The following is a 24,412-nucleotide window of genomic DNA, read 5'->3' on the forward strand; positions in this document are numbered from 1 at the left end:
CGATCCCGCTAGGCTCCACCAAATCCCCCCCTACATTCCAGCACACACGTCACGCACCACGCGGGGCTGACTGACGCGCGTCAGCGTTTTCGACGCATCGCAAGCCTACCTACGTATACAACGCCCGCGGTCACGCTGACGGCGGCGAAGACCCATCCGAACGCCACGAGCAGCTTGTGCCGGATCGGGTGGTAGTTGCGGAAATAGGCCCATGTGTCGGTGTAGGGGATGCTTTCGACCCAGTGCTGCACCGCAAGGAATGCGATGATCCCGAGACAAAGCACGCCTGAGACGCAAAACACCCATATGATCGCTCGGTCCGACACCTTTCCCATTGCGCACCCTGCCCCTTGAAACGCCGCCCCATCCCAAGCTGTACGGCAAGGAGCAGCCGCGCACAAAATTAAATTGGCCGCGCCACTAGACGACCGGTCTATTACTTCTTACCTCCCCCATATGACAGAGCAAAAGAAATCAGATCAAACGCGGCAAAAGATACTGACCGCCGGACGTGCGCTGATCAGCAAGTACGGGTTTGGCGCTGTCGGGCTGGCGCGCATCCTGAGGGAAAGCGATGTCCCCAAGGGGTCGTTCTATTATTACTTTCCGTCCAAGGATGCCTTTGGCCAGGCCTTACTGCACGACTATGTCGACGATTATCTGGCGCGCATGGATGCGCTGTGCAGCGGGTCGGGTTCTGCCCGTGACAAGCTGCTGTCGTTCTGGTCGGCGTGGCTGGCCCATGCCCATTCCGAAGGCATCGCCAACCACTGCCTCGTTGTGAAGCTTGGGGCCGAGGTTGCCGATCTGTCCGACGACATGCGGCGCATCTTGGATGATGGCGTGGCACAGTTGGTCGGCCGCATCGCGCAGCTGCTGGTTGCCGGGGCCGAAGAAGGCTCCGTCCCGCCGGTCGATGATCCGCGGGCAGCAGCGCAGATGCTCTATGCCAAGTTTCTGGGGGCCGCGATCCTGTCGAAACTGTCGCAGGATCAGGTCCCGTTGCAGCAGGCTTTGTCAGAAACCACTGATTTTCTAACCATACGATAACCACAAGAAAGCGAGACCCCCATGAAAGCAGCCGTGCACAACAGCTTTGGCGAACCGATCGACGTCATCGAAGCGAGTGATGTCGACACCCCCACCGCAGGGGCGGGCGAGGTTCTGGTCAAGATGACCCTGTCGCCAATCCACAACCACGACCTTTGGACCATCCGCGGCAACTACGGCTACAAGCCCGAGCTTCCCGGCGCGATTGCCGGCAGCGAAGCGCTTGGCACCGTCGAGGCTGTCGGTGAAGGCGTGGACGACGCGATGATCGGCCAGCGTGTGTCGATCGCGGGTGTGCATGGCACTTGGGCCGAATACTTCGTCGCCCCCGCCACTGGTGTTCTGCCCCTGCCCGACGCGATCTCGGATGTTGCTGGCGCACAGTTGATCGCGATGCCGTTCAGCGCCATCTCTCTGCTGGAAACGCTCAAGGCGCAGAAAGGCGACTGGATCGTCCAGACCGCTGCAAACGGGGCCGTCGGCAAGATCATGACCACGCTCGCCAAAAGCCGCGGCATCAACCTGCTGAACCTCGTGCGGCGCGAAGACGCTGTGAAAGAGCTGACGGATCTGGGCATCGACAACGTGCTGTCGACCTCGGAAGCGGGCTGGCAGGATAAAGCGCGCGAGATCATCGGCGAAAAAGGGGCCGCATCCGCGATCGATTCCGTAGGGGGCGATATCTCGGCTGATCTGGTCGATCTGCTGGGACTGGACGGAGAGCTAGTCGTGTTCGGGACCGCGACCGGTGCGCCGATGCCGCTGAACTCTGGCGCGCTGATCATGAAGCACATCACCGTCAAAGGCTTCTGGGGCTCCCGCGTGAGCGGCGATATGGACCCCGAAGAGCGCAAGCGCCTGATCACTGAACTGGTCACGCTGGTCGCCAAAGGCGAATTGGTGCTGGAAGACGGTGGGCAGTTCGGGCTGGATGATCTTTCGGGTGCGCTGAAAGCCTCGCTGACACCGGGCCGCCCCGGCAAGGTGATGATCCGCGGCTAAACGCAGCCGAATACCACAGCACCAAACAGGGCGGCCCTTGATCCGGGATCAAGGGCCGCCCTGCTTTCATTTCGGCACCCTAGTTTGGGCGGCCGCGGCCTTTAGAACGGCAGCCCCGTATAATTCTCTGCCAGATCGCGCCGCGCTGTTTCGCTTTGCGCCAGATGCGCCAGCGACGCCCGCCGCATCTGCGGAGCGAAACTGTCTTCGCCCTCGAACTGATGCAGCATTGTTGTCATCTGCCAGCTGAACCGCATCGCCTTCCAGATCCGCGACAGCGCGTGGGCGGAATAACCGTCAACCCCGCTGTGATCCCCTCGCTTCAACGCGGCGATCAGCGCGTCATGCAGATAGAAGACATCGGACACCGCGAGGTTCAGCCCCTTGGCACCGGTGGGCGGTACGATATGCGCGGCATCCCCCACCAGAAACAGGTTTCCCCACCGCAAAGGCTCGCTCACGAAGGAGCGCAGCGGCGCGATGGATTTCTCGATCGACGGGCCGGTCACAAGCGCCTCTGACACAGGCCGCGGCAAACGTTGCTTCAGCGCCTCCCAGAAGCGGTCATCGCTCCAATCCTCGACCTTTTCGGTCGACGACACCTGAATGTAATAGCGGCTCAGGCTTGCGCTACGCATGGAGGCAAGAGCGAAGCCCTGCGCCGAACTGGCATAGATTAATTCATCGTTCACCGGTTTCGTGCGCGACAGAATCCCCAGCCAGCCAAAGGGGTAGACCCGTTCAAACTCCCGACGTTTAGCGGCGGGGATCGTCGCGCGGCTGACGCCATGGAACCCATCACAGCCCGCGACGTAAGTGCAGCTGATCTCTTGCCGCTGGCCGTCTTTGGTGAAGGATACCGTGGGCGCATTGCTGTCCGCACCGTCGATCACCACATCCTCGACCTCGTGAATGATCGTGGTGCCCATCCGGTCCTGTGCGTCGTACAGATCGCGGGTGACCTCTGTCTGGCCATAGACCATGACCTTCTTGCCGATCAGCTTGTGGAAATCGATATGCACCATCAGGTCGTTGTCGGTCAGGTAGCAGCCTTTGTGCGGCAAGCCCTGTTGGTCCATCCGCGCACCGACACCGGCGTGGCGCAGCAGGTTCATTGTGCCATCCTCAAGCACGCCCGCGCGGATGCGGGACAGCACGTGTTCACGGGTGGTCCTTTCAAGCACGACAGTGCTGACGCCTGCGTCGTTCAGCAATTGCGACAGCAGCAAGCCCGATGGCCCGCCGCCGATAATGACGACTTCCGTTTTCATAGAGCTGCTCCCTGCCCGATTTTCGGGTTAACCTATTGTACGGAACGTGCATGATGAATGGATCGTTAGCGCAATTGCTGGTACAATCCGTGCATGACAGAGCTTTCACCGATCCCCAGCTATGCGCTTTTTGGCGAAACCAAAGGCTTTCCCGATGTCCTCCATTGCGAACGGATCAAGGACCGCGCACCGGATCACGCGTGGCACATCGCGCCGCATCGGCACGCGCAACTGGCGCAGGTGCTCTACATCCTTTCGGGGGGTGGCACGGCGAACATCGATGGCGACCGATTTGCCCTGACGCAGGGATCGGTCGTCTTTATCCCGCCCCGCATGGTGCATAGTTTCGACTTTGCCCCGAATACCCAAGGCATGGTGCAATCCTTTCCCATTGCGATCCTGCACAGCATCGGGCCCGTCAATGCCGAGGTCGCACAGGCGCTGACCAAGCCGACGGTTGGTCGCGCCGCGGGCCCGCTGATCGCGCTGATGACCCAGCTGGAAACCGTGGCGGGCCAGACGGGGGCGCCGTTTCGGGCGCAGATTGCCGTGGGGCTGGGACATGCGGTTCTGGCCAGCATCGCGGCATGGGGGGCCACGCGAAACCGCAGCAACGACGCACCGCGGGATGATCGCCTGTCGCGGCTCGACCAGCTTATCGGCGATCCCGATAGTGCCGGCTGGACAGCCAAGGACTTTGCCAGCACCCTCGGGATCAGCACCGGACATCTGTCGCGCCTGTGTCGCGCGGCAAAGGGGCTGTCCGCCACCGCCTACATCGAAGCCCGCCATGTCGAGGAAGCCTGCCGCATGCTGGCCTTCACCCGTCTGTCGGTGGCCGAGGTTGGCTATCGTCTGGGGTTCGCCGATCCGTCCTATTTCTCGCGCCGTTTCCGCACCGTGCAGGGGGTGACCCCATCGCAATACCGCCAGCAATTCGTAACATGAGATCGCGGCCAAAGGACCACAGGTTGAAGTCTCGGCAAATCCGTGCTCACAAAACTGACAAATGTCAGAATTATTAACCGTTATCGCTAACAGCCGTTTGACCTACCCCAAATGATACGTGAAGGTGACGTTAGGGAGCCTGCGCAACCCGTGCCGCGCAGATAAGAGAAACCGAAGTTTCTGGGAGGAAATAGAATGACAAAAGGCAATATGAACCGTCGCACCATGCTGCGCGGCGCTGCTCTTGGCGCGTTGGCGACACCGGCGCTGGTCGGCAAAGGGATCGCGCAGGGCAAGGTCAACTGGCGCGTGCAAGCGCATTGGCCCAAAGCGTCCAGCTCTTTCACCGACAGCCTTGGCAAACTGGCCGAAGTGCTAGAAACGCGCACCGAAGGCGCGTTCAAAATGGATCTGCTGGGTGCTGGTGAATTCGCCAAAGGCCCCGACATCTACAATATCGTGCGCAAGGGCGTGGTGCCGATGGGGACGGTCAGCCCGTCCTATGTGCAAGATCAGGCGCAGGCCGCGTCCTTCCTGTTCGGCATCCCCGGCACCTTCCGTCAGGCTTGGGAAATGGAACACGCGGTCAAGAACCTTGGCCTTGAGGCGCTGGTGAACGAAGACCTGAACGCCGATGGTGTGATGATGAAGACGGAAAAGGTGCTGCCCGTCGAAATCGTCGTGTCGAAGAAGATCGAATCCGCCGAAGACTTCAAAGGGCTCAAGCTGCGGTCGTCGGGGACGATGCTGGATTACCTGCAATCCGCTGGTGCCGCGCCGCAATACATCCCCGGGTCCGAACTCTATCAATCGCTCAGCTCGGGCGTTGTGGATGGCGCGCATTGGGGCGCTGCCGTCGGGGCGAAATCCATGTCCCTCTGGGAGGTCTGCAAATACCACTACAAACCCGCGCTTGGACAGACCACCGACGCCTTTATCCTGAATATGGAGGCCGTCGACGGGCTGGAGGACGATCTGCGCACTGCCCTGCTCGACACGATGGAGACGCGGTTCTTCCAGCGGTCGGCCGAATACCAGCACGCCGAAGCTATCGCGATTTCTTCGGGCATCGCCGAGAACGATATCGAGGTGTCCAAACTGCCCGACGACGTTCTGGCGATCCTTGCCGATGCCTCGGCCAAGATCCTCGACACAGAGGCGCAGAAAGGCGAACGCGCGGCGAAGGCGGCGGATATCTACAAAACCTTGATGACCGACCTCGGCTACCTCTAGGGGCCTGATCCGGAGGTCAGCCTCCCGGTGATGCCACAGTGAAAATCAATGTAGCCGCCTGACATGTCCCTGCATTTCGGGCGGCTTCTTTTATGTCTTGAGGGAGAAACGTTTTGTTTAAACTTGCGCGCTTCATCACGCAATTGAACCGCATTATCGGCTATTGGATCAGCTTTTGCGTGCTGATCATCTTTGCCCTGCTGCTGGCCGATGTGGTCATGCGCTATCTGATCGGACAGCCCGCGATCTGGACTGCCGAGCTGGCGACGCTGATCTTTGGTGTCTATGCGATCATCGGGGGCGGTTATCTGCTGACCGAACGCGGTCACGTGAACGTCGATATCATCTACGGCCAGTTTTCCCCCAAACGCAAAGCCTTGGTGGACATCGTGACGTGGCCGCTGTTCCTGATCTTTGTCGGCGTGCTGCTGTGGCAAGGCTACGACATCGCGTCCGAGGCCATCGCGGATATGGAGCGGTCGAACTCTGTCTGGAAGGCCCCGCTGTGGCCGACAAAATCGTTGATCCCCGTCGCCGCCTTGCTGCTGCTGTTGCAGGGCTTCGTACGCCTTTGGGCCGATGTGCGCACCCTGATGGGGCTGCCCAATGATCCAGCGATCTTTGGACAACCGGCCACCGGCGACACCCAAGCGGCCCAAGCCGCAGGAGGCCAGTCATGAGCGTTGAAATCCTGACCATGCTGTTCTTTGGCGCGCTGCTGTTGTTTGTGATGCTCGGCACGCCGCTGGCCTTTGCCCTTGGGGGGATATCGGTCATCTTCCTCTATGCGGAAATGGGCGATCTGGGGTTCTATCTGCTTGCCTCCAAAATGTGGGAGACGATGCAATCCCCCACGCTGATGGCAATTCCGCTGTTTGTTTTCATGGCGATCCTGCTTGAAAAATCGGGTGTCGCGAATGACCTTTACGACATGATGCACGAATGGTGGGGCGGGCTGCGCGGCGGTCTGGCCATCGGCACGGTGCTGATCTGCGTGATCTTTGCTGCCATGTCGGGCATCTCGGGTGCCGCGGTTGTCACGATGGGGACCATTGCGCTGCCCAAGATGCTGGAACGCGGCTATGACAAGAAGCTCGCGCTCGGGGCGATCAACGCGGGCGGAGGCTGGGGCATCCTGATCCCGCCGTCGATCCTGATGGTGCTGTATTCGCTGCTGACCGAAGTGTCGGTCGGGCGTTTGTTTGCCGCCGGTATCGGGCCAGGGCTGCTGCTGTTCTTCCTCGTCTCCGTCTATATCGGCGGGCGGTGCTGGATGCAGCCGGAACTGGGCCCCGCCCTCCCGAAAGAGGAACGCGCGAACTGGGGGCAGAAGCTGCGGTCTCTCAAGGCGGTGATCCTGCCGATCCTGATCGTGGTGATCGTGCTGGGGGCAATCTTCGGCGGCTACGCGACGCCGACCGAAGCCGCCGCCATCGGCGTCTTCGGCGCGATGGTCGCCACGGGCGTGAACCGCCAGCTATCGTGGGCAGTGATCCGCGACGCCTCTGTCGCGACGCTGAAACTGACCGCGCTGATCATGTGGATCCTTTTTGCGGCCCACGCCTTCAGCACGGCCTATACCGCACTTGGGGCACAAAGCCTGATCCAAGATATGATGAACCTTGTGCCCGGTGGGCGTTGGGGGTCGCTGGTGTTCATGCTGGCGGTGCTCTTCATCCTTGGGATGGTGCTGGATCCGGTGGGGATCATGCTGATCACCCTGCCTGTGTTCCTGCCCGTTGTGCAGAGTTATGGCTTTGATCCGATCTGGTTCGGCATCCTCTTCATCATCATGATGGAGGTCGGGTATATGACCCCGCCCTTCGGCTTTAACCTCTTTTACCTCAAAGGGGTGGCCCCGCCGGACGTCACGATGGGCGATATCTATGCCTCTGTGACGCCTTACGTGATCGTGACGCTGATCGGGGTCTTGCTGATCATTCTGATCCCCGAGATCGCGACCTATCTGCCCAAGTATTTCTACGGGTAGACCTGTAAACACCTGCCTTGACCCGCGGCACCGCTGCGGGTCAAGGCCCCTGACGGGATATGCTCAAATAATAGGCAGCCGTCGAGATACAGCCTGAAATTGCGCCAAAAATGCCCGTTTCGGATCGCACCCGACGGGAATCACGCTATCCAGATGGGAGTTATTTTCAACTGGACGAGGCCCCCGATCAACATCGCCGCCCATACCGATCAGGCTTTCTCCGTGCCGATGCAACCCCGCGCCCGCGGGGCGTTGCGCATCAGCAGCAAGACTTATGGCGGCGCGTCCGTGATTGGCGATCTCTACCAGCAAGGCTGCTTCAAAGCGCTGTTTCCGCGCGCGGCGGCGGGCGGGCTGACGGGGGTTTTCCTCAATACCTCGGGCGGGATGACGGGCGGCGATGAACTGTCGATCACCGCCACGGCGGGTGCGGGCAGCCGGCTGACCCTGACCAGCCAAGCGGCCGAGCGCGTCTATCTGGCGCAACCCGGCCCGATGGCGCAGATGACCACGCGGCTGGATGCAAAAGCGGGGGCACGGGTCGATTGGCTGCCGCAGGAAACGATCCTGTTCAACGGCTCCGCCCTGCGCCGCAAGCTGGAGGTGGACCTGACGGGCGACGCCTGTTTCTTCGGCGTAGAGCCGCTGGTCTTTGGCCGCGTCTCCATGGGCGAAACGCTGCGCGACGCGCGCTTTGCCGATAACATCACGATCCGCCGCGATGGGCAGCCTATCTTTGCCGATGCTGTGCGTCTGTCCGGCGATATCCACGCACAGCTTGCAGGCACCGCCACGGCGCGCGGCAACTGCGCCATGGCCAGCGTGATCTACGCCGCCCCCGATGCCGAAGCGCTGCTTGCCCCCCTGCGCGCGCTGCTGCCTGCCAGCGCCGGTGCCAGCCTGATGCGCGACGGCGTGCTTTATGCGCGGCTGCTCGCGCCCGACAGTTATATCCTGCGCCAGTCTCTGGTGCCGATCATCGCCCGCCTGCACGGCGCGGCCCCTCCTAAAACATGGATGCTTTGACATGCAGCTGACCCCCCGTGAAAAAGACAAACTGCTGATCGCCATGGCGGCCGAAGTCGCGCGCAAGCGCTTGGCCCGTGGCGTCAAGCTAAACCACCCCGAGGCGATTGCCCTGATCACCGACACCGTCGTCGAAGGCGCGCGCGATGGCCGCAGCGTGGCCGAGATGATGCAGGCCGGTGCCCAGGTCATCACCCGCGACGACTGTATGGAGGGCATCGCCGAGATGATCCACGACGTGCAGGTCGAAGCCACCTTCCCCGACGGGACCAAGCTGGTCACCGTGCACAACCCTATCCGCTAGACCCCATTCGCAAGAAAGGCCCCTGCTATGAAACATCTGATGATCCTGCCCGCCGCCCTGATGGCTGGCCCTGCACTTGCCCACCCCGGTGTGCATATCGCCCCCCACGGGGCCGAATGGATGCCTGTATTCATGGGCCTCGCCGTCATCGCAACCGCCGCGGCCATCGCCCTGCGCGGGCGGGTCAAGGCCCCTCGCAAGGCGCGCAAATGATCCCCGGAGAGGTGCTGTGCGCCGCGGGGGACATCACCCTGAACGCCGATCGCACGGCCATCACCCTGATGGTTGCCAATACCGGTGACCGGCCCGTGCAGGTCGGCAGTCACTACCACTTTGCCGAAACCAACCCCGCGCTCGACTTTGACCGCGCCGCCGCGCGTGGTCACCGGCTGGACATCGCCGCCGGCACCGCCGTGCGCTTTGAACCCGGTCAACGCCGCGAAGTGCAACTGATCCCGCTCGCGGGCGACCGCAAGGTGTACGGGTTCAACGCTGAAGTGATGGGCGCGCTCTAAGGCGCTTTGAGGAAAGAGAGACCTATGACCACCACACTCCCCCGCTCTGAATACGCAGCGATGTACGGCCCCACCACGGGCGACCGGCTGCGACTGGCCGACACCGATCTGATTATCGAGGTGGAACGCGATCTGACCACCTATGGCGAAGAGGTGAAGTTCGGCGGCGGCAAGGTGATCCGTGACGGGATGGGCCAGTCGCAGGTGACGCGGGCAAACGGTGCGGTGGATACTGTCATTACCAACGCGCTGATCGTGGATCATTCGGGCATCTACAAGGCGGATGTCGCGCTGAAAGACGGGCGCATCGCGGCGATTGGCAAGGCGGGCAACCCCGACACCCAACCCAACGTCGATATCATCATCGGACCGGGGACCGAGGTGATCGCAGGCGAGGGACGCATCCTCACCGCGGGCGGTTTCGACAGCCACATCCACTTTATCGCCCCCCAGCAGATGGAGGACGCGCTGCATTCCGGTGTGACCACATGCTTTGGCGGCGGCACCGGCCCTGCGCATGGCACGCTTGCCACCACCTGCACCCCCGGCCCGTGGCATATCGGGCGCATGTTGCAGGCGATGGACGGTGTGGTGATGAACATCGGTCTCTCGGGCAAGGGCAACGCCAGCCAACCCGGCGCGCTGGTTGAAATGGTAGACGGCGGGGCCTGTGCGCTGAAGCTGCACGAGGATTGGGGCACCACCCCCGCCGCCATCGACTGCTGCCTGTCGGTCGCCGACGATATGGACGTGCAGGTGATGATCCACACCGACACGCTGAACGAATCCGGCTTTGTCGAACATACGCTTGGCGCGATGAAAGGCCGGACCATCCATGCCTTCCACACCGAGGGCGCAGGCGGCGGCCACGCCCCCGACATCATCAAGATTTGCGGCGAAGAACACGTGCTGCCGTCCTCGACCAACCCGACGCGCCCCTTCACGGTGAACACGCTCGAAGAGCATCTGGACATGCTCATGGTCTGTCACCACCTTGATAAATCCATCCCCGAAGACGTTGCCTTTGCCGAAAGCCGGATCAGACGCGAGACGATTGCCGCCGAGGATATCCTGCATGACATCGGTGCCTTCTCTATCATCGCCTCTGACAGTCAGGCCATGGGGCGTGTGGGCGAGGTGCTGATCCGCACATGGCAAACCGCTGACAAGATGCGCAAGCAGCGCGGGCGCTTGCCGGAAGAAACCGGCGACAACGACAACTTCCGCGTCAAACGCTATATCGCGAAGTACACGATCAACCCCGCCATCGCCCATGGTGTCAGCCGCGAGGTCGGGTCGATCGAGGTTGGCAAAAAAGCCGATCTGGTGCTGTGGAACCCCGCCTTCTTTGGTGTGAAGCCCGAAATGGTATTGATGTCCGGCATGATCGTCGTGGCGCAGATGGGCGATCCGAATGCGTCGATCCCAACGCCGCAGCCGGTCTATACCCGTCCGATGTTCGGGGCCTATGGCAGCGCGCTTCAACATTGCGCGGTGACCTTTATTTCGGAAGCCGCGCAGTCGAGCGGGCTGCGCGACAGCCTTGGCCTGCGCAAACAGACCATCGCCGTGCAAAACACCCGCAATATCGGCAAATCCGATCTGATCCATAACGCGGCCACCCCCAAGGTAGAGGTGAACCCCGAAACCTACGAAGTCCGCGCGGACGGCGAGTTGTTGACCTGCGCGCCCGCTGAAACCGTCCCCATGGCGCAACGCTATTTCATGTTCTGAGGCCCCTAGATGACCGACTTTCCCCCCGCCCATACGATCAAGCGCCACGGCCAGTGGGACCATGCGGATGACAGCTGCGTGCTGACCTATGACGATCGCTTCTTGCGCCGCAAACGCCTGCTGACCAGCCATAACCGCGGGTTCCTCGTGGACCTCGCCCATACGGAATCGCTGAACCACGGCGATGCGTTCGAGCTTGAAGGCGGGCAGATCATCGAGGTCATCGCAGCCAAGGAAGCCCTGCTGGAAATCACCGGCGACGATCTGGTGCGGCTGGCATGGCATATCGGCAACCGGCACTGCCCCTGCCAGCTTGAACCCGCCCGCCTGCTGATCCAGAACGACCACGTGATCCGCGACATGCTGACAAAGCTCGGCGCGACGTTGCGGGATGTGTCCGAACCGTTCATTCCCGAAGGCGGGGCCTATGGCCACGGGCGCACCCATAGCCACGCACATTAGGCCCGCCGGACGATGCAAACCCAAGCCCTGATCACGCTCGCGCAATGGCTGTCGCCCAGCTTTCCCATCGGCGCGTTCAGCTATAGCCACGGGCTGGAAATGGCCGTGCAGGACGGCACCATTCACGATGCGTCCAGCCTTCAGGCGTGGCTGTCGGACATCATCACCCACGGTGCGGGCCGGACCGATGCGATCCTGCTGAACGCTGGCTTTGCGGGTAAGGGCATGGACGAGGTAGATGCGCTGGCGCGCGCGCTGGCCCCCTCGTCAGAGCGACTGACCGAGATGACCCAACAGGGCGCGGCCTTTGTGCGGGTGGTCAATGACGTCTGGGGGCATGACCTCCCCGACCTGACGCTGCCCGTCGCCTTTGGCGCGGCCTGCGCGGTGCAGGGGCTGCCCGTGGCACAAGGCGCGCAGTTGTTCCTGCACGCCTTTGTCAGCGCACTGGTGTCTGCTGCGATCCGCGCGGTGCCCTTGGGGCAAACGGACGGGCAGCGGGTGATCACCGCCCTTGCCCCCCTGTGCCACGACACGGTGACGCTGGCCCTGACCCAAACCATCGACGACATCGGCAGCGCCTGCTTTCTGGCCGATATCGCGTCGATGCGACATGAAACGCTTTACTCAAGGATGTTCCAGACATGACCTCCCCCCATGGACCGCTTCGTATTGGCATTGGTGGCCCCGTTGGCGCGGGCAAGACGACAACGACCGCCGCCCTGTGCCGTGCCATGCGCGACCGCTGGTCGATTGGCGTGATCACCAATGATATCTACACCCAAGAGGACGCCGAAGCGCTTATGCGGCTTCAGGTCTTGCCACAGGACCGGATCATCGGGGTCGAAACCGGCGGCTGCCCCCATACCGCCATCCGCGAGGATGCCTCGATCAACCTTGCCGCCGTCGCCCGGATGCGCGACCGCCACCCCGATCTGGACTGCGTGCTCATCGAATCCGGAGGCGATAACCTGTCGGCGACCTTCAGCCCCGAATTGGCGGATTTGACGCTTTATGTGATCGACGTTGCAGCGGGCGAAGAGATCCCGCGCAAGGGCGGGCCAGCGATCACCAAGTCGGATATCCTGATCATCAACAAAACCGACCTCGCCCCGCATGTGGGTGCGTCGCTAGAGGTGATGGACCGTGACGCCAAACGGATGCGCGGCGATCTGCCCTATCTCTTTGCCGAGATGAAACACGATAAGGGTGTGGCAGAGCTGCTGGACCTGATTGTCAAAATCGGCGGCCTCCGCCCGGTTCCCGAAAATTAACAATTTGCAATAATAGCGGCGGAATTTTGCCCACCGGAATCCTGACGCTTTGTTTTTGGCCGAGAATCGCGGAATGTCTGCCGGACTTTACTGGGACAGTAAGGTGAGTGAAACGGGCAGCAGGACAGATAAATGAGCGTGAAACGCCAGTGGTCATCGAAAGTCGGAATTCCTTTTTTGTGTGTGGCCCTGCTGATGACAGCAGCCTGCGCCCGCGGCCCGTCTGAAATTCAGACCATTGGTCAGGCGGGTATCAACCCCGACCTGCACGCCATGGCAATCCGCGAGGTGCGCGTTTTGCAATCCAAAGGTCAGCGCGTCTGGTGCGTGCCCTTCGCTCGCAATGCCAGCGGCGTTCAAATCCGCGGCAATGCGAATACGTGGTGGGCGCAAGCCAACGGCCTGTACGAGCGCGGCAAAGAACCCGTCGTCGGGTCGGTCATGGCGTTCAAAGGCACCAGCCGGAACCCTATGGGCCATGTTGCCGTCGTCTCCGAAGTCGTTTCCCCGCGCGAGATCAAGGTCGATCACGCCAATTGGAAGCGCAACAAGATCTCGCTTGGGATGAGCGTGCAAGACGTATCTCCGCTGAACGACTGGTCCGATGTCCGCCTTGAAAGCCAGGCCGGGTCTTACGGCAGCGTCTATCCGATCAACGGGTTCATCTATCCCGACGCGAAATCCGCGCCGTCGAACGAGATGACACAGCCCCCCGTGTTCGCATTTTCAGCGGCACCGACACAAAGCAACTGACCAATGGGGCGGCAGCGCCCCTCAAGGTTGCAAATCTGCTGACACTGGCGTTGGGTAGGCACATCTAAACATCAGGATGCCCCCAATGACCCAGCAGCAGAATGCCTCTTGGCAGATCACCAAACCCGCGACCCGCAGCCGCAAGGGGATCGTCGCCTCGCAAAGCCGTGTCGCGGCGCAGGTCGGGGCGGATGTCATGGCGCAGGGCGGCAATGCGGTGGATGCGGCAATTGCCACCTCCTTTGCGCTTGGCGCGGCTGAACCTTGGATGAGCGGTATGGGCGGCGGCGGCTTTATGGTCGTGCGCATGGCGGGCGAAAAGACGGCCAAGGTCATCGAATTCGGGATGAAATCCCCCAAGGGGCTGGATGTCGCGGACTATCCCATCGTGGGCGGCAAGGCGGGCGATCTGTTTCCCTGGCCTTCGGTGCTGGAAGACCGCAATGTTTTCGGGGCCAAGGCGATTGCCATTCCCGGTCAGGTCGCTGGCATGGGTCTGGCGCATGAAAGCTTTGCCACGAAACCTTGGGCCGATCTGCTGGCCCCTGCGATCAAGCTTGCCGATGATGGTCTTCCTGTGGATTGGTACACGCAGCTGATCCTTGGTGGTTCGGCCAAAGACCTCGCCCCCTTCCCCGCCTCGGCCGAGACGTTTCTGGACGCAGACGGCTTTCCCAAATCCTCTGGCTGGACCGCCTTGGGCGAGACGAAATGCGACCTTGGCCGTCTTGCCGCGTCGCTGCGCACCGTGGCCAAGGACGGACCGCGCGCGTTTTACGAAGGGCCTTTGGCGCAATCCATCGTGGCCGATCTGCAAGCCGCGGGCGGGCACCACACAGCCGAGGATCTGGCGCAGTATCAGGCGACATTGGTCGACGCGATGCACTATGCCTACCGCGGGCACGAGGTCATCGCCACACCGACCCTGACCGCTGGCCCGACCATGCGCCGCGCCCTCGATCTGATGACTGCTTGGCAGCCTGGCACAGACGCCCCCGACGCCGAAGCCTTCATCGCTTATGACCGCGCCATCCGGCAAGCCAACCAGGAACGCTATGACACGATGGGCGATATCGAACATGAACCCGACCCGTCTTGCACCACACATTTCAGCGTGGTCGATGCGGCGGGCAATATGGTCGCCGTCACTCAAACGCTGCTGTCGATCTTTGGCTCGCGGATGATGCTGCCGCAATCGGGCATCCTCATGAACAATGGCATCATGTGGTTTGACCCTGAACAGGGCAAGCCGAACTCGCTTGGGCCGGATAAGCGCTGCCTTGCGAATATGTGCCCCACGCTGCTGGAGCGTGCCGACGGTGCGCAATTCGCGCTTGGGGCGTCTGGCGGGCGCAAGATCATGCCCGCTGTGGTCGAACTGACCTCACTGCTGCTGGACTACGGGATGGATCTGGAAACCGCCTTTCATGCGCCGCGCACGGATATGAGCCTTGCCGATGTGACCATCGTGGATCAGGCGCTGCCGCCGCAGGTGATCGCGACGCTGCAAGACACGCTGGACAATGTGGTGACCGCGCCGCGCACGATCTTCCCCTATCACTTCGCCTGCCCCTCTGCTGTCGGGCGCGCGGGCGACGAAAATACCGGCGTGACAGAGGTGATGTCCGCTTGGGGGGATGCCGTCAGCGCCTGAAAGAGCGACGGGCAAGCATAGCTGCCTTGCCCTGCGCATCTGACAAAGAGATGTACATTTGCGTCACAACCGACTAGGGACGGGCGCAACACGTGGCTGGCGTATCCGCTTTTGCCGCGACGCGCGTATTTGTAGCGCGACATTTTCTCAGACAGGACAATCCCTTGATCCAAACCATCGCAGACGCGCTTGCCACCCAAGGCTATGATTCGCTTACCCCCGTCCAAGAGGCGGTTACCAACCCAGATCTGGTCGAAGCCGACCTTCTGGTGTCAGCTCAAACGGGGTCCGGCAAGACAGTGGCCTTTGGTCTGGCCATCGCACCGACCCTTTTGGGCGACGATGAAAAATTCGGACACGCCGGCGCGCCACTGGCGCTGATCATCGCACCGACGCGCGAATTGGCCATGCAGGTCAGCCGCGAGCTGACGTGGCTTTATGGCAAGGCCGGTGCGGTCGTGACCACCTGCGTGGGCGGCATGGACACACGCACCGAACGTCGTGCGCTGGACCGTGGCGCGCATATCGTCGTCGCGACACCGGGCCGCCTGTGCGACCACATCAAACGCAACAACATCAACCTGTCCGACATCCGCGCCGTGGTGCTGGATGAAGCGGACGAGATGCTTGATCTGGGTTTCCGCGAAGAGCTGGAATTCATCCTCTCCGAAGCGCCGGAAGAGCGCCGCACACTGTTGTTCTCGGCCACCGTGCCTGCAGCGATCGCCAAGCTGGCCAAATCCTACCAGCGTGATGCGCAGCGCGTCGAAACCGTGGGCGAAAAGAAACAACACGCCGACATCGAATACCGTGCGCTGAACGTGCATCCGCGCGACACTGAAAACGCGATCATCAACGTGCTGCGCTTTTACGAGGCGAAAAACGCCATCGTCTTCTGCAACACCCGCGCCGCCGTCGCACGCCTGACCACCCGCTTTACCAACCGCGGCTTTTCGGTCGTTGCGCTGTCGGGCGAGCTGACGCAATCCGAACGCACCAACGCGCTGCAAGCGCTGCGCGACGGGCGCGCGCGCGTCTGTATCGCGACAGATGTTGCCGCCCGCGGGATCGACCTGCCCAACCTCGAACTGGTGGTGCATGCCGATCTGCCGTCGAACTCTGACACGTTGCTGCACCGCTCGGGCCGTACCGGTCGTGCCGGTCGCAAGGGTGTGTCCGCGCTGATCGTCCCCGCCAAGATGCGCAGCAAGGCAAACCGTCTGCTGGGCGGCGCCAAGCTGAAGGTCGAATGGGCCAACCCGCCCTCTGCTGAAGAAGTGAACGCCGAAGACGAAAAGCGTTTGCTGGCCGATTCCGCATGGTCTGATCCGATCCCCGATGATGCAGCGGGCTTTGTTGCCAATCTGGTCGAACAGTTCAGCGCCGAGCAACTGGCGACGGCCTTTGTGAACCTGTACCGTGCACGCCAGTCCGCGCCCGAGCAGCTGGCAGAGCCCGGCACCCCTGCCGACGAACGCCCCCGTGGCGACTTTGGCCCGTCGGTCTGGTTCTCGATCTCGATCGGGCGCAACGATGACGCCGAACCCCGCACCATCCTGCCGATGATCTGTCGCATGGGCGATCTGACCAAGGATGACGTGGGCGCGATCCGCGTGCAGCCCAGCCATACCTTTGTCGAGATCCTCGCGTCCTCGGCAGATAAATTCACCAACGCGCTTGGCCCCGACATGAAGGTCGAAGACGGCGCGGTTGTGACCAAACTGGACAAGGCCCCCGATCTGTCGCGCGGGCCCAAGCCCGGCGGCCGTGGCCCCAAACCGAACCGTGGCGGCCCCCGTTCTGACAACGGCCCGCGCCCCGATCGTGGCCCACGCCCCGACCGCGCACCCTATGACCCCGACGCACCACGTGCACCGCGCAAACCACGTGCGGCCAGCACCGAAGAAGCATCGGTTACCTACGACAAACCTCGCGGCCCGCGCCCCGACAAAGGGTTCGACAAACCGCGCGGCGACAAGCCTAAGTTTGACAAGCCCAAAGCCCCCAAAGGCGAACGCCCGCCCAAGTCGCACAAGACCGAACGGTCTCCGATGAAGCCCGGTGCCACGCCTAAACCCAAGTCTGCGGGCAAGCCCGACAGCTTCGACAAACCCGGCGGCAAGCCCAAAGCCAAAGCCGTCTGGAAAAAGGAAAAGCCAGCGGATCGTGGGGCGGACCGCCCCCGTGGCGGCGGCAAACCAGCGGATAAACCGTTCAAGGCCCGCGCCGCTGACCCGTCGAAACGCTTTGTCCCACCGGGCAAACTGGGCGCGAAACCCAAGGGCGGCAAACCCTCAGGCAAAGCCGGTGGCGGCGATGCAGCCCCCAAACGCGGCAAGTCGAGCTTTCGCCCGAAATAAGCCGCAAGACCTACCCCCGGTCTAAAAACGGGGAAATACAGATCAATCAATCGCTTAGGGGCCGGAATTTTAATCAATTCCGGCCCTTTTTGCGTCTATCTTCCCCGTGCCGCCCCCCTATGTGGCAGGTTTTTCCTTTTCAGAGGGGGAAGTTGCTCCTAACAATCACTGCATATGGGCCGAAACAGACGCGAGGCGCGTTTGCGATGGGGCCTTGAAAACAGGGTGCTTTGCCACCCGCCCCCAATCCCAACCTCGGAAAGGTCACGCACATGGATGGTACATTTAGCGAAAACGATATCTCCCGTGTGGTCGAGGCAGATCGCGCGCACATCTGGCACCACCTCAGCCAGCACAAAGCCTATGAAACCACGGACCCACGGATCATTGTCGAAGGCAAAGGCATGCGTGTCTGGGACCAAAAGGGCAAAGAGCATCTGGACGCGGTGTCCGGTGGTGTCTGGACCGTCAACGTCGGCTATGGCCGTGAAAGCATTGCCAACGCCGTGCGCGACCAGCTGATCAAGCTGAACTATTTCGCGGGGTCTGCCGGGTCTATTCCGGGGTCGCATTTTGCGGAAAAGCTGATCGACAAGATGCCGGGCATGAGCCGCCTGTACTATTGCAACTCCGGCTCCGAGGCGAACGAGAAAGCCTTCAAGATGATCCGCCAGATCGCCCACAAACGCTATGGCGGCAAGAAGCACAAAATCCTGTATCGCGACCGCGACTACCACGGCACGACCATCGCGTGTCTGTCTGCGGGCGGTCAGGAAGAACGCAATGCGCAATACGGCCCCTTCACCGACGGTTTCGTCCGCGTGCCGCACTGTCTGGAGTATCGCAAGTTCGAGCAAGACGGCGCGCCGGAGGATAACTACGGCGTTTGGGCCGCGGATCAGATAGAGAAGATCATCCTCGCCGAAGGGCCCGACACCGTGGGCGGGCTGTGTCTTGAACCCGTGACGGCGGGCGGTGGTGTTATCACGCCTCCGGATGGCTACTGGGAACGGGTGCAAGAGATTTGCCGCAAGTATGACGTGCTGCTGCACATTGACGAAGTCGTCTGCGGCATCGGGCGCACCGGCGAATGGTTTGGCTACCAGCATTTCGGCATCCAGCCCGATATGGTTACGATGGCCAAGGGTGTGGCCTCGGGCTATGCGGCGATTGCCTGTCTGGTGACGACGGAAGAGGTCTTTAACCTGTTCAAGGACGACGCCAGCGACCCGCTGAACTACTTCCGCGATATCTCTACCTTCGGGGGCTGCACCGCGGGCCCCACCGCCGCGATTGAAAACATGGCGATTATCGAACGCGAAAACCTGCTGCAAAACACCCGCGACATGGGGCAATACATGCTCGAAGAGCTTGAAGAGCTGTCGGACAAGTATGACGTGATCGGTCAGGTGCGCGGCAAGGGTCTGTTCCTTGGCGCAGAGCTGGTCCAAGACCGCAACACCCGCGTTCCCGTTGTCGAAGCGCAGATTCAGGCGGTCGTCGCAGACTGTATGGCGCAGGGCGTGATCATCGGGGCGACCAACCGGTCGGTGCCGGGCAAGAACAACACGCTCTGCTTCAGCCCTGCATTGATCGCGAAGAAGGACGATATTGATCAGATCATCGCGGCGGTGGATGGGGCAATGGGTCGGGTGTTCGGCAGCAAATAGGCTGCCGCTCCGGCACTTTATTGCCGATCAAAGAAATCTTACTGGAACCAAACCCGTCATATAGCGTTAAGTACTGAAGCTAGTATGGAGTATATCATGAAAAAGCTACTTTTGGTCCTGCCTATGGTTGGCGCACTCGCCGCTTGCGAAACGCAGACTCAATCTTCTGTAACCGGCGCTGCTGCTGGTGCGGCTCTGGGTGCTGTCGTCTCGGGCGACGATGACAAAACCAAAGGCGCCGTTCTGGGTGGCTTGGCTGGCGCTGCTGCAGGTGCATACCTGGGCCGCGGCAAAAACGGCCAGTGTGTCTACCAGAACTCCGCAGGTCAGCGTTACACGGCTGCTTGCCCATAAGCGTTTTCTGCTCCCGAAGGCAGATATTCACATTAGGCCTCGGCGTTTCGCCGGGGCCTTTTTTATGCGCTGACGGGCGGGTTGAGTGACGCCCATAAAAAAGGGCGGCTAGATGCCGCCCCGTCTTAACCGTGATTTTACCGCGACATCAGTCGAGCAAACCCGCGTGCTTCAATCCGTGATCCACCAGCGCTTTGGTGGCATCGGTCAACGGCACCAGCGGCAGGCGCACCTCGTCTGAACACAACCCCAGACGCGCCATCGCGTATTTCACACCCACCAGGCCCGGCTCGGTAAAGATCGCGTTGTGCAGCGGCATCAGCTTGTCCTGGATTTTCAGCGCCGCGGCATAGTCCCCCGCAAGGCAGAACGCCTGCATCTGACTGAGAAGCTTGGGCGCGACATTCGCGGTGACAGAGATACAGCCAACGCCGCCTTGGGCGTTGAACCCGTGCGCTGTGGCGTCCTCGCCCGAGAGCTGGACAAAATCCGGCCCGCACAGCATCCGCTGGTCACAGACCCGCGCCAGATCGCCGGTGGCATCCTTGACACCGATGATGCGCGGCAGCTTGGCCAGCTCCGCCATGGTTTCGGGCAGCATATCAACGACCGAACGGCCGGGGATATTGTAGATGATGATCGGCAGACCGCAGGCCTCGTGGATCGCGGTGAAATGCGCGATCAGACCGGCTTGGGTCGGCTTGTTGTAATAGGGCGTGACCACCAGAACCGCATCGGCACCGACGCTTTCGGCGTGTTTGGCCAGACGGATGCTTTCGGTCGTGTTGTTCGAACCGGCACCTGCAACGACGGGGATACGACCCGCGGCGGCTTTGACGACTTCGGCGACAACGGTTTCATGCTCGGCATGGGTCAGGGTGGGCGATTCACCGGTGGTCCCGACAGGCACCAGCCCGTTCGATCCTTCCGCGATGTGCCATTCCACCAGCTTCTTGAGCGTGGCCAAATCCAGCGCGCCGTCCGTGAACGGCGTGACGAGTGCAGGTAGTGAACCTTGTAGCATATGCACGCTCCTATTCTTGCGTTGCTGGGCAAGCGCCCAATTGCTGATAGCGGCAAGTTGAGTTGAAACCCCCGCGCCGCGCCGTATGTTGCAAGGCTGTAGCCTTTGACCAGTAGGAAATGCAAGTGATGAGACGCGCCTTGGCGACGCTGACGATGGTTTTTGCCCTCGCCCTTCCGGCCCATGCCGAAAGGCCGCGTCCGCTGGGATGGGCGATGGACGCCATGCGCGCGGGCAGCTGGGATAATGCCGCCCTGATCGCGCGCCGTGACGGGGCCGTTGCGGTAGATGTGATTGAATGGCACCGCCTGCGCGCCGGACGGGGCACCTATGCCGAGGTGACAGATTTCCTGCGCCGCCGCCCGGATTGGCCGGGCGAGGCCTATCTGCGCAGACAGTCCGAAGAGGCCGTGATCCGCGAGGGTGACAAGGCGATACTGGATTTCTTTACCGGTCAGGGCCCGCAGACGCCCGAGGGTGTACTGGCGCATGCCGCAGCGCTGCTGCGTGCGGATCGTCTGGGCGAGGCACAGGCGCGGCTGGTGCTGGCGTGGCGTACCCTGCCCATGAGCGGGAACGATCAGGCAAAGTTTATTGACGCGCATGGGCCTTTGCTGAAACCGCACCACGCCGCCCGTCTGGACGAGATGCTATGGCAACGGGAACACGCCGAAGCCCGCCAGATGTTCGATCTGGTCAGTGATGCCGACAAGGCGCTGGCCGAAACCCGCATCGCCTTGCAAAATCTGGACGGCGACGTAAACGCCCTGATCGACGCGCTGCCCGCCAGCAAGGCCGGTGATCCGGGGCTACAGGCTGACCGCTTTGAATGGCGCATCCGCAAAGGCTACGGCGACAGCGCCAAGGATCTGATGCTGTCGCAATCGGTCAGCGCTGCGGCCCTTGGTCAGCCCGCCGCATGGGCCAACCGCCGCCGCGCGCTGGCGCGGGACGAAATGCGCAATGGCGATCCGGCGCGGGCCTATCAGATGGCGTCGAAACACTTCCTGTCCGAAGGGTCACATTTCGCGGACCTTGAATGGCTGTCGGGCTATATCGCCCTGCAGTTCCTCAAAGATCCCAAGCTGGCGCTTGGTCACTTTCAGGCCCATGACGGCGCGGTAGAATCCCCCATCAGCCAAGGGCGCGCGGGCTATTGGCAGGGCCGCGCGTATCAGGCCATGGGCGATGCCGAGGGCGCGGCCAAAGCCTATGCCCAAGGCGCGAAGTTCCAATCCTCTTTCTACGGTCTGCTTGCGGCAGAGCGGGGCAATCTGCCGTTCGACACAAGCCTTGCAGGCGCGCCCCCTGAACAGGACTGGCGCACATCGGCGCTGGCACAGGCACCGCTGTTTCAGGCGGGGCTGTTGCTGCAAGCCTCGGGCGAGCTGTCGACCGCCGAACGGTTCTGGACCCATCTGGCAGAGCAGCTGATCACCGAAGACGCTGCCCTTCTGGGACAGGCCGCGATTGACGTGGGCCAGCCGCATCTGGCCGTGATGATCGGCAAACGTGTGGCACAACGGGGCATCACCATCGCCGGCCCCTATTACGCACTGCATGATGCGATCAAGCTGGACCTGAACATGGCCCCCGAGATGGTGTTGGCCATCGCCCGCCGCGAAAGCGAATTTGACCCCGTGGTCCAAAGCCATGTGGGCGCGCGTGGTCTGATGCAGCTTATGCCCGCCACGGCCAAGGATGTCGCCCGCGATCTGGAGATCAGCGCGCTGCACACCACCGACCGGCTGACCGCCGACCCCGAATACAATGCTTTGCTGGGGTCCGAATACCTGTCGCAGATGGCGGGCCGGTTTAGCGGGAATGTGGTCATGGTCTCGGCCGCGTATAACGCCGGCCCCTCGCGTCCGACGCGCTGGATGGACACCTACGGCGATCCGCGCGAGGGCGACATCGATATCGTCGACTGGATAGAGATGATCCCTTTCCGCGAGACGCAGAACTATGTGATGCGGGTGACCGAAAGCCTGCCCGTTTACCGCGCGCGCATGGGCAAAGACCCCCTGCCCCAACCCTTTACAGAGGAACTAACGGGCACGACCCTTTTGCCGTTCGCGCCAAAAGGTGAATAGCCCCGCCGCGACGATCAGCGCCGCCCCGATGGCGACATTGGGGCGCACGGTTTCGCCAAAGGCGCTGATGCCGATGATCGCGGCAAAGACCAGTTGCAAATAGGCAAAGGGCTGCACCGCGCTCGCCTCAGCCACTTCGTAGCAGCGGATCAACAGCCAGTGGCCCGTGACACCGGTGATGCACAGGCACCCCATGATCAGCCAGTCGCTGGCGATCATCGGCTCCCAATACCACAGCCCCGTGGCTGTCATCGCCACTGACCCTGTGACGCCGGTCCAGAAAAAGCTGGTGGCGGTCTTGTCCTTGCGCCCGACATAGCGGGTCAGCAACCCGTAGACCGCGAACATCGCGGCCGCCACCAGCGGGATCACGGCGGCGGGGTCAAAGACGCTCATCCCCGGCTGCAGAATGATCAACACCCCGATAAAGCCGACCCCGATCGCCGCCCATCTGCGCCAGCCGACACTTTCCCCCAGGACGGGGCCGGACAGGGCGGCAACCAGCAGCGGATAACAGGTAAAGACCGCGTGGCTTTCCACAAGGCCAAGGATCGTGAAGGCGACAATCATCACGCAGATCTCGGCCGCCAGCAGCAGCCCGCGGAATATCTGGAGCACCGGCTGGCTGGTCCGCGCCGCCGCCCGCAACCCGCCCGCATGGCGTTTGGCCAGCGCGATGACAAAGGCCGCGAAGAACCAGTAGCGGATCATCACCACCATCATCACGTTGTATTCAGAGGCCAGATGCCGCGACAGCCCGTCCTGCACCGCAAACACAAAGGTCGTGATCACCATCAAGGTGATGCCAAGCGGGATGTTGTTCGACTGCGCCGCAGCCGCCGCGCGGTTGGTGGCCATGCTCATACGCGCACAGCCCGCGTCATGTGCCGCTTGCGTCCATAACCGGTCGTGCGCTCAACCGCGAAGCCCGCGCTTTCCAGCGCGCGACGGACCGCGCCAGCGGCGGTATAGGTCGCGGCCGTGCCAAACGGTGCCGTGTGCCGTGCTACATCGTGCAGCAGCTCCGGCTCCCACAGCTCGGGGTTTTTGGCGGGGGAAAACCCGTCAAGAAACCACGCATCCGCCAGCCCGTCCCACGCGGGCACCGCACGTCGCGCATCGCCGATCACCACGGTCAGCACCACATCGCCAAAGCGCATCTCTCCACCTTCGGGCGACCAGGCGTCCAGCAGCGCGTCGCGCTTGCCATCGAAGTCAGGAAAGGACTGATGCGCTTGGGCCATATCCTCGGACGACATCGGGAAGGCTTCGAACGAGGTGAAATGCAGCGTGCCTTTCGCGCCGTGCCGCGTCCACGCGTCCCACGCCACGAGAAAGTTCAGCCCCGTGCCGAACCCCAACTCTCCGATGCGGAACCCGTCGCGGAAGCGGTTGGTCAGGTCATTCCCGTCGATAAAGACATGCTGCGTTTCCTCTACCCCGTTGTCGAGGCTGAAGTACGGATCGTCGAACTTGGAGGACACGGGCACACCGCTATCTTTCCATTCGATATCAGCTGTCTGGTTCTCCATGGGATGGCCTTGTGCTATGGGCGATGCCGAACACTGCGCAAAAAGGGCAAGGATTGGCAATGGCCGAAATCACGATACGCGGCGCGGGAATATTCGGGCTATCCGTGGCATGGGCCTGCGTGCAACGCGGCGCGGTTGTGCAGGTGATCGATCCGAATGGGCC

25 protein-coding genes are annotated in these 24,412 nt (G+C 62.0%); 20 read left to right on the forward strand and 5 right to left on the reverse strand.

Annotation, left to right across the window (positions count from 1 at the left end; translation table 11 throughout):
* Positions 1-80 precede the first annotated feature (80 nt).
* The gene (locus B3849_RS17130) at positions 81-335 is read right to left on the reverse strand and encodes a hypothetical protein (RefSeq protein WP_278425363.1); all 255 of its coding nucleotides are present in this window, start codon (positions 333-335) and stop codon (positions 81-83) included.
* 121 nt (positions 336-456) lie between these two features.
* Here B3849_RS17130 and B3849_RS17135 point away from each other — a divergent pair, with 121 nt between their 5' ends.
* Positions 457-1,050, forward strand: a complete 594-nt coding sequence (locus B3849_RS17135) for a TetR/AcrR family transcriptional regulator (protein ID WP_278425364.1) — start codon at positions 457-459, stop codon at positions 1,048-1,050.
* 21 nt (positions 1,051-1,071) lie between these two features.
* On the forward strand, positions 1,072-2,052 hold the full coding sequence (locus B3849_RS17140; RefSeq protein WP_278425365.1) for a zinc-binding dehydrogenase: 981 nt from the start codon (positions 1,072-1,074) through the stop codon (positions 2,050-2,052).
* A gap of 101 nt (positions 2,053-2,153) precedes the next feature.
* Here the strand turns inward: B3849_RS17140 and pobA are convergent, their stop codons facing one another.
* The gene (pobA, locus tag B3849_RS17145; protein WP_278374845.1) at positions 2,154-3,323 is read right to left on the reverse strand and encodes a 4-hydroxybenzoate 3-monooxygenase; all 1,170 of its coding nucleotides are present in this window, start codon (positions 3,321-3,323) and stop codon (positions 2,154-2,156) included.
* 93 nt (positions 3,324-3,416) lie between these two features.
* Between pobA and B3849_RS17150 the strand changes: the two genes are divergently transcribed.
* The 17 genes from B3849_RS17150 to B3849_RS17230 all read left to right on the forward strand — a co-directional run bounded on the left by B3849_RS17150 (position 3,417) and on the right by B3849_RS17230 (position 19,600).
* A complete protein-coding gene (locus B3849_RS17150; RefSeq protein ID WP_278425366.1) occupies positions 3,417-4,271 on the forward strand; it encodes a helix-turn-helix domain-containing protein in 855 nt (284 codons plus the stop codon).
* Positions 4,272-4,481: 210 nt separating this feature from the next.
* Positions 4,482-5,504, forward strand: coding sequence for a TRAP transporter substrate-binding protein (locus B3849_RS17155; RefSeq protein ID WP_278425367.1), 1,023 nt, complete (start codon positions 4,482-4,484; stop codon positions 5,502-5,504).
* Positions 5,505-5,617: 113 nt separating this feature from the next.
* On the forward strand, positions 5,618-6,184 hold the full coding sequence (locus tag B3849_RS17160; RefSeq protein WP_064216317.1) for a TRAP transporter small permease subunit: 567 nt from the start codon (positions 5,618-5,620) through the stop codon (positions 6,182-6,184).
* Entirely contained in the window at positions 6,181-7,494 is a 1,314-nt protein-coding gene (locus B3849_RS17165; protein ID WP_005851171.1) for a TRAP transporter large permease, read from the forward strand. The genes B3849_RS17160 and B3849_RS17165 overlap by 4 nt, the downstream gene beginning before the upstream one ends.
* Before the next feature lie 153 nt (positions 7,495-7,647).
* Positions 7,648-8,520 carry an urease accessory protein UreD gene (locus tag B3849_RS17170; protein WP_278425368.1) on the forward strand — a complete coding sequence of 291 codons (873 nt, stop codon included), beginning with the start codon at positions 7,648-7,650 and terminating at the stop codon, positions 8,518-8,520.
* A 1-nt stretch (position 8,521) separates the two neighbouring features.
* Positions 8,522-8,824 (forward strand): urease subunit gamma, encoded by a 303-nt coding sequence (locus tag B3849_RS17175; protein WP_005851167.1) that lies wholly within the window; start codon positions 8,522-8,524, stop codon positions 8,822-8,824.
* 27 nt (positions 8,825-8,851) lie between these two features.
* Complete coding sequence (locus tag B3849_RS17180) at positions 8,852-9,037, forward strand: hypothetical protein (RefSeq protein ID WP_005851166.1); 186 nt, start codon at positions 8,852-8,854, stop codon at positions 9,035-9,037.
* Positions 9,034-9,339 carry an urease subunit beta gene (locus tag B3849_RS17185; RefSeq protein WP_009825907.1) on the forward strand — a complete coding sequence of 102 codons (306 nt, stop codon included), beginning with the start codon at positions 9,034-9,036 and terminating at the stop codon, positions 9,337-9,339. Before B3849_RS17180 ends, B3849_RS17185 begins: the two co-directional genes overlap by 4 nt.
* Positions 9,340-9,363: 24 nt before the next feature.
* A complete protein-coding gene (ureC, locus tag B3849_RS17190; protein WP_278425369.1) occupies positions 9,364-11,073 on the forward strand; it encodes an urease subunit alpha in 1,710 nt (569 codons plus the stop codon).
* 9 nt (positions 11,074-11,082) lie between these two features.
* Positions 11,083-11,535 (forward strand): urease accessory protein UreE, encoded by a 453-nt coding sequence (locus tag B3849_RS17195; protein WP_278425370.1) that lies wholly within the window; start codon positions 11,083-11,085, stop codon positions 11,533-11,535.
* 12 nt (positions 11,536-11,547) lie between these two features.
* Complete coding sequence (locus B3849_RS17200; protein ID WP_286780469.1) at positions 11,548-12,183, forward strand: urease accessory protein UreF; 636 nt, start codon at positions 11,548-11,550, stop codon at positions 12,181-12,183.
* Positions 12,180-12,809, forward strand: a complete 630-nt coding sequence (ureG, locus tag B3849_RS17205; protein WP_286780470.1) for an urease accessory protein UreG — start codon at positions 12,180-12,182, stop codon at positions 12,807-12,809. The genes B3849_RS17200 and ureG overlap by 4 nt, the downstream gene beginning before the upstream one ends.
* A 132-nt stretch (positions 12,810-12,941) precedes the next feature.
* A complete protein-coding gene (locus B3849_RS17210) occupies positions 12,942-13,562 on the forward strand; it encodes a CHAP domain-containing protein (protein ID WP_005851155.1) in 621 nt (206 codons plus the stop codon).
* Positions 13,563-13,647: 85 nt separating this feature from the next.
* The gene (locus B3849_RS17215; protein ID WP_278425374.1) at positions 13,648-15,216 is read left to right on the forward strand and encodes a gamma-glutamyltransferase; all 1,569 of its coding nucleotides are present in this window, start codon (positions 13,648-13,650) and stop codon (positions 15,214-15,216) included.
* A gap of 164 nt (positions 15,217-15,380) precedes the next feature.
* Positions 15,381-17,576 (forward strand): DEAD/DEAH box helicase, encoded by a 2,196-nt coding sequence (locus B3849_RS17220; protein ID WP_278425375.1) that lies wholly within the window; start codon positions 15,381-15,383, stop codon positions 17,574-17,576.
* Between the two features lie 272 nt (positions 17,577-17,848).
* Positions 17,849-19,246 (forward strand): aspartate aminotransferase family protein, encoded by a 1,398-nt coding sequence (locus tag B3849_RS17225; RefSeq protein ID WP_278425376.1) that lies wholly within the window; start codon positions 17,849-17,851, stop codon positions 19,244-19,246.
* A 96-nt stretch (positions 19,247-19,342) separates the two neighbouring features.
* Entirely contained in the window at positions 19,343-19,600 is a 258-nt protein-coding gene (locus B3849_RS17230; protein WP_037944890.1) for a glycine zipper 2TM domain-containing protein, read from the forward strand.
* Between the two features lie 148 nt (positions 19,601-19,748).
* Here the strand turns inward: B3849_RS17230 and dapA are convergent, their stop codons facing one another.
* A complete protein-coding gene (dapA, locus tag B3849_RS17235) occupies positions 19,749-20,624 on the reverse strand; it encodes a 4-hydroxy-tetrahydrodipicolinate synthase (protein ID WP_037943059.1) in 876 nt (291 codons plus the stop codon).
* Positions 20,625-20,743: 119 nt separating this feature from the next.
* Between dapA and B3849_RS17240 the strand changes: the two genes are divergently transcribed.
* Entirely contained in the window at positions 20,744-22,717 is a 1,974-nt protein-coding gene (locus B3849_RS17240) for a transglycosylase SLT domain-containing protein (protein WP_278425377.1), read from the forward strand.
* Here B3849_RS17240 and B3849_RS17245 read toward each other — a convergent pair.
* Together B3849_RS17245 and mnmD are read right to left on the reverse strand one after the other, a co-directional pair.
* A complete protein-coding gene (locus tag B3849_RS17245) occupies positions 22,673-23,581 on the reverse strand; it encodes a DMT family transporter (RefSeq protein WP_051577598.1) in 909 nt (302 codons plus the stop codon). The genes B3849_RS17240 and B3849_RS17245 overlap by 45 nt on opposite strands.
* Positions 23,578-24,249, reverse strand: coding sequence for a tRNA (5-methylaminomethyl-2-thiouridine)(34)-methyltransferase MnmD (mnmD, locus tag B3849_RS17250; RefSeq protein ID WP_278425378.1), 672 nt, complete (start codon positions 24,247-24,249; stop codon positions 23,578-23,580). Before mnmD ends, B3849_RS17245 begins: the two co-directional genes overlap by 4 nt.
* Positions 24,250-24,412: the final 163 nt, after the last annotated feature.

It is taken from the genome of Sulfitobacter sp. UBA4523 (genome assembly GCF_002388305.1).
GTDB classification, from domain to species: Bacteria; Pseudomonadota; Alphaproteobacteria; order Rhodobacterales; family Rhodobacteraceae; genus Sulfitobacter; species Sulfitobacter pontiacus.